Source organism: Streptomyces sp. UH6 (assembly GCF_013421635.1).
Classification (GTDB): domain Bacteria; phylum Actinomycetota; class Actinomycetes; order Streptomycetales; family Streptomycetaceae; genus Streptomyces; species Streptomyces abyssomicinicus.
Genome location: NZ_JACADT010000454.1, coordinates 1 through 4,421, shown reverse-complemented (window position 1 = coordinate 4,421; position 4,421 = coordinate 1). Strand labels below are relative to the sequence as shown.

Below are 4,421 nucleotides of genomic sequence, written 5' to 3'. Positions count from 1 at the left end.
CTGACCCGCCGCGCGCTGACCCGCGCCGTGGACGCCCTCTTCGCCGGGCACGACCTGCTGGCCACGCCCACCACCCCGAACCCGCCGCACGGGCACCAGGGCCCCGGCGAGGTGATGAGCGTCGCCCTGACCTGGGCTTTCAACATCACCGGCCATCCCGCCCTCAGCGTCCCGGCGGGACTGACGGCGGCCGGCGATCCCGTGGGCCTCCACCTGGTCGCCCGTTACGGCCGGGAGGTGGACCTGCTGTCCGTCGCCGCGGCGGCCCGGCCCGTCCGGGAGACGGCGGGCGTGACGGTGTGAAGAATGGGGCCCATGCTGAAGATCGGATCGCTCGTGCTGGGCGTCGACGACATGGAACGGGCCCTGGCCTTCTGGACGGAGGCGCTGGGCTACGTGCCACGGGAGGAACCCGAGGACCGCTGGGCGGTGCTGGTGCCCGCCGAGGGCACCGCCGGGCCCCAGCTCGCGCTGATGCTCAGCGGGACGCCGGTCCAGCGGCACCCCCGGGTCCACCTCGACCTCTACGCCGACGACGCCGCGGACCAGGCCGCCCAGATCGAGCGGCTGCTGGTCCTCGGCGCCCGGCGGGCCGACTGGGACCTCTACCCCGAGGACGCCGACTTCGTGGTGCTGGAGGACCCGGACGGCAACCGGTTCTGCGTCATCGACACGTCGTGGGGCGCCTGAGCGAGCACACCTCACCCCCGTCCAGCTCCAGCCGCGTGCCGGTGAACCGCTCCCGCATGCGCCGGTCGTGGGTCACCAGGACGACCGCTCCGGCGTAGTCCGCCAGAGCGGTCTCCAACTCCTCCACCAGGGCGGGGGAGAGGTGGTTGGTGGGCTCGTCCAGCAGCAGCAGGTCGAACGGCTCCACGACCAGCCGGGCCAGCTCGATCCGCCGCCGCTGCCCGTAGGACAGTTCCCCCACGCGCAGCCGCAGCGAGGAGGGCTCGAAGAGACCGAGCGACAACAGCCGGTCGGCGTGCTCGTCCCGGTCGCCCGGCCGTCCGTCCGCGAAGGCCTCCAGGACGGTGGCGGAGCGGGGCCACGGAGTCTCCTCCTGCCGCAGGTGTCCGACCCTCCCGGGCGTCAGCACGGTGCCCGAGTCCGGCGTCAGCTCACCGGCGAGCACCCGCAGCAGGGTGCTCTTGCCCGCGCCGTTGGGCCCGGTGACCAGCATCCGCCCGCCCGTGTCGAGCCGCAGCTCCGGGACGCGCAGGCGCGAGCCCACCGCCACCTCGGACAGTTCGGCGGCAGGCCGGGAACCTGCCTCCGCTCCGGCCGCCGTGACGAGGGCCGCGCGGAAGGACAACGGGTCCGGGGGCGGAGCCACCGGCGAGGCGGTGAGCCGCTCCATCCGTTCCTTGGCGTTGCGGATCCGGCCCATCGCCCCGTGGGAGCGGCCCCGGGCGCGGAAGGCGGCCGCGCCGAAGATGGCCTTCTCCATCCGCCTCGGGATCGCCTCCAGCCGGGCCGCGCCCGTCTCGGCCAGCCGCCGCGAACGGGCCAGTTCCTCCCGCCACTCGTCGTGACGCAACTGTCGCCGACGGCGCTCGGCCGCCTTGGCGGTCAGGTAGCCGGCGTACCCGTGGCCGTGGCGGGTGACCCGGCCCTCCTCCACCTCCAGCACGGTCGAGGTCAGCCGCTCCAGGAAGACCCGGTCGTGGGTGACCGCCACCACCGTGCCGGGATGGCGGCGCAGCCGCTCCTCCAGGCGGGCCACGGCCCGGTCGTCCAGGTCGTTGGTCGGCTCGTCGAGCAGCAGGAGCTCCGGCTGCGACGCCAGCGTGGCGGCCAGCGCCAGCCGCGACCGCTCCCCGCCGGACAGGGTGTCCAGCGGACGCGACCGGTCCAGTCCGGGCAGCCCGAGGTCGCTCAGCGCCACGTCCACCCGCACGTCGGCGCCGTAACCCTCGCGCGCCTCGTACCGGGCCCTGAGCGCGGCGTAGGAGGCCAGCGCGGTGTCCAGGGCGGGGCCGGGCGGCAGATCGGCCAGTGCGCCCTCCATCTGCCGCAACAGGGCTTCCATGGACCGGAGTTCGCCGAGCGCCAGGTCGACCGCGTCCTGGACGGTCGCCCCGGGCGGCAGCGCGAGGTGCTGCGGGAGGTACCCGACGCCGCCCGGGGCGACGACCGTGACCTCCCCGGAGTCCGGGCGCTCCGCGCCCGCCAGAAGACGCAGCAGGGTGGACTTGCCGGCCCCGTTGTCGCCGACGACTCCCGCCTTCTCGCCGGGGGCGAGGGAGAGCGAGACCTGTTCGAGCACGGTGCGGTCGTCGTACCGCTTGGTGACACCGTGCAGGGAAAGCTGGGATGTGAGTGACGCGCGCATGAGCAGCCCCTCGCCTCTCGGCATGCCGAGACGGGAAGTACGGAAGGTGGAGGCGGGCAGCACCGGTCCACGGCGGAGCCGAGCTCAACGCCGGGGCGGTACGGGGGCTGTCACAGAGATCCCATGGGCGAGAAGGTACCCGCGTCCGGCAGGGCGTGCCACCGGTTTTTCGGCCGGTGGGCCCGGTGGGCCCGGTGGGCCCGGTGGGGCGGGTGGGCCCGGTGGGCCGGGGCGGGTGGGTTTGGCCGCCCGTCAGTCCAGGAGACGGGCCAGGTGGTACTCCAGCACCGCACGGGCGTCGGCGAGGCGGCGGCGGCCGTGCAGCACGTCCATGCCGAGGCCGGTGGCGCCGGCCACCAGCAGATCGGCCTCGTGGGCCGGGTCCACGCCGGGCGCCAGGTGGCCGGCGGACCGAGCCGCCTCCAGGAGGGAGGCGACCAGCTCCTCCAACGGGTGCTGGTCCGGCAGGAAGACCGCCGCGAGAGCGGCATCGGTGAGGCTGCGCGCGTAGTAGGCGTTCAACACCCTGAGCGACAGGACGCGTTGGCCGTCCACGGGAAGGAACTCGTGCAGCACGGCGCTCAGCAGGGACCGGGGATCCGTGGTGTCCGCCGGAATCCGCCGCCTGGCCTGCCGTTCGTTCTCCGCGTGCAGCCTGCGCAGCGCGTCGAGCAGCAGGTCCTGCTTGGAGGCGTACTGGTACTGCACCATCCGCAGCGACATCCCCGCCGTGCCGGCGATCCTGCGCATGGTCGCCGCCTCCAACCCGTGCTCCGCCGCGATGCGCCACACCGCCTCGGCGACGCGCCGCCGCTTGGCGGACCGGTCGCCGGTCTCCCCCGCGCCCGGAGCCGCGACCGCTTCCGCCGCCGCGAGCCTGCGGCGCCGGTAGGCCCGCGCCTGACAACTCCGCGAGCAGTACAGCGGGGGCCGCCCGCGCCCGGTCGCCGCCACCGGTGCGCCGCACACCCGGCAGGAACGCTGGATTACGTCACGCACGCGGGCATCCTCCGGAGATCGGAATGTGTGACGAAAGGGCTGTTCGGCGGGGAGAGGGACGCGGTCCCATGGATACGTCCGTAACGCACGCGACGCAACAAGAGGCCACCCCGACCCGTAGGAGAAGCGGTCCGTGAAGTACGACCTGCTGCAAGTCGCCGGCATGATCCTGCTCGCCGTCGCCGGCCAGGGGCTGGTCCGGCTGCTGCTGGATCACCAGGACCTCGGCCTGCTGAGCGACCTCCCCGGTGGCTTCGCCGCCGCGCTCACCGTCCACGCCGTGGCCACGGTGGCCGGAGCGCTCCTGGCCGGCTGGTCCCACGGACGCGCCAAGGCTCTCGGACGCCGCCGCTGAGCCCCGGCCGCCCGCGGGAGGAGGCCCGGGAGACCGGGCTCCTCACTCGTCGGGGGTGAAGACGCAGAACTCGTTGCCCTCCGGGTCGGCGAGGACGTGCCAGTGGACGTCCTCGTCCGGGCGGCGCAGCAGCGTCGCGCCGAGGGCGATCAGGCGCACGGGGTCGCCGGAGACGTCGAGGTGCATGCGGTTCTTCACCGTCTTCGGCTCCGGGACACGGTTCACCCAGATCAGCGGGCCCGCCCCGGCCGGGTCGACGATCGGGACCGGCCACCGCGGGTCGGGCTCCGCACCGTCCGGCGACCCGTGCCGCACGTAGCCGAGCGCCGCGCACCACCAGTCGGCGAGCGCCTGATGGTCCACGGCGTCCAGGCAGAGGTCCTTGAAACGGGCGGGGGCGTTCCGGGCGTCGGTCATGTGCACATCCAAGCAGGACCGGCGCCGGGACGAAGGGCGGCGGCTCCGGCGCGGGGGGCCCGGACCGGAGCGGGCCGGGCAGGGCGGACGGACCGGCCCGGTCGGACGGACCGGCCCGGGCAGCCCGGAGGGCTCACACCGTCGCGTCGAGGTCCCCCGCGTAGAACTCGAGCGCCCGCCGGTAGGCACGCACGCCGGGGTCGTCACTGGTGGCGGCGAGGAGCCGGAGCAGCAGGGCCATCGCCTCGTGGTGCTCCCCGGTGTTGTGGAGAGCCATGGCGAGGAAGGCCCGCAGGCCGCCGTCGTCCGGGTACT

General features: G+C 74.6%; 6 protein-coding genes and 1 pseudogene. 3 read left to right on the top strand and 4 right to left on the bottom strand.

All coding sequences use genetic code 11. From position 1 onward, the window contains the following. A partial coding sequence (locus HW445_RS19755; RefSeq protein WP_257231173.1) for an amidase family protein occupies window positions 1-303 on the top strand: 303 nt, incomplete at its 5' end. 12 nt (window positions 304-315) lie between these two features. Continuing rightward, window positions 316-690, top strand: coding sequence for a VOC family protein (locus tag HW445_RS19750; protein WP_180222321.1), 375 nt, complete (start codon window positions 316-318; stop codon window positions 688-690). Here the strand turns inward: HW445_RS19750 and HW445_RS19745 are convergent. Together HW445_RS19745 and HW445_RS19740 are read right to left on the bottom strand one after the other, a co-directional pair. Beyond that, window positions 665-2,335 carry a TlrC/CarA/OleB/SrmB family ABC-F type ribosomal protection protein gene (locus HW445_RS19745; protein ID WP_180222320.1) on the bottom strand — a complete coding sequence of 557 codons (1,671 nt, stop codon included), beginning with the start codon at window positions 2,333-2,335 and terminating at the stop codon, window positions 665-667. The two genes, HW445_RS19750 and HW445_RS19745, sit on opposite strands and share 26 nt — an antisense overlap. A 252-nt stretch (window positions 2,336-2,587) precedes the next feature. Further along, complete coding sequence (locus HW445_RS19740) at window positions 2,588-3,334, bottom strand: TetR family transcriptional regulator C-terminal domain-containing protein (protein ID WP_308799520.1); 747 nt, start codon at window positions 3,332-3,334, stop codon at window positions 2,588-2,590. Between the two features lie 133 nt (window positions 3,335-3,467). Between HW445_RS19740 and HW445_RS19735 the strand changes: the two genes are divergently transcribed. After that, on the top strand, window positions 3,468-3,689 hold the full coding sequence (locus HW445_RS19735) for a hypothetical protein (protein WP_180222318.1): 222 nt from the start codon (window positions 3,468-3,470) through the stop codon (window positions 3,687-3,689). Between the two features lie 42 nt (window positions 3,690-3,731). Here HW445_RS19735 and HW445_RS19730 read toward each other — a convergent pair whose 3' ends face one another. Both HW445_RS19730 and HW445_RS19725 read right to left on the bottom strand, forming a co-directional pair. After that, entirely contained in the window at window positions 3,732-4,106 is a 375-nt protein-coding gene (locus HW445_RS19730; RefSeq protein WP_180222317.1) for a VOC family protein, read from the bottom strand. Between the two features lie 133 nt (window positions 4,107-4,239). Then, a pseudogene (locus HW445_RS19725) lies at window positions 4,240-4,421 on the bottom strand (tetratricopeptide repeat protein); the annotation flags it as partial.

Coding starts and splice junctions, on each gene's coding strand:
- HW445_RS19750 (WP_180222321.1), top strand. CDS start 316: ATGCTGAAGATCGGATCGCTCGTGCTGGGCGTCGACGACATGGAACGG.
- HW445_RS19745 (WP_180222320.1), bottom strand. CDS start 2,335: ATGCGCGCGTCACTCACATCCCAGCTTTCCCTGCACGGTGTCACCAAG.
- HW445_RS19730 (WP_180222317.1), bottom strand. CDS start 4,106: ATGACCGACGCCCGGAACGCCCCCGCCCGTTTCAAGGACCTCTGCCTG.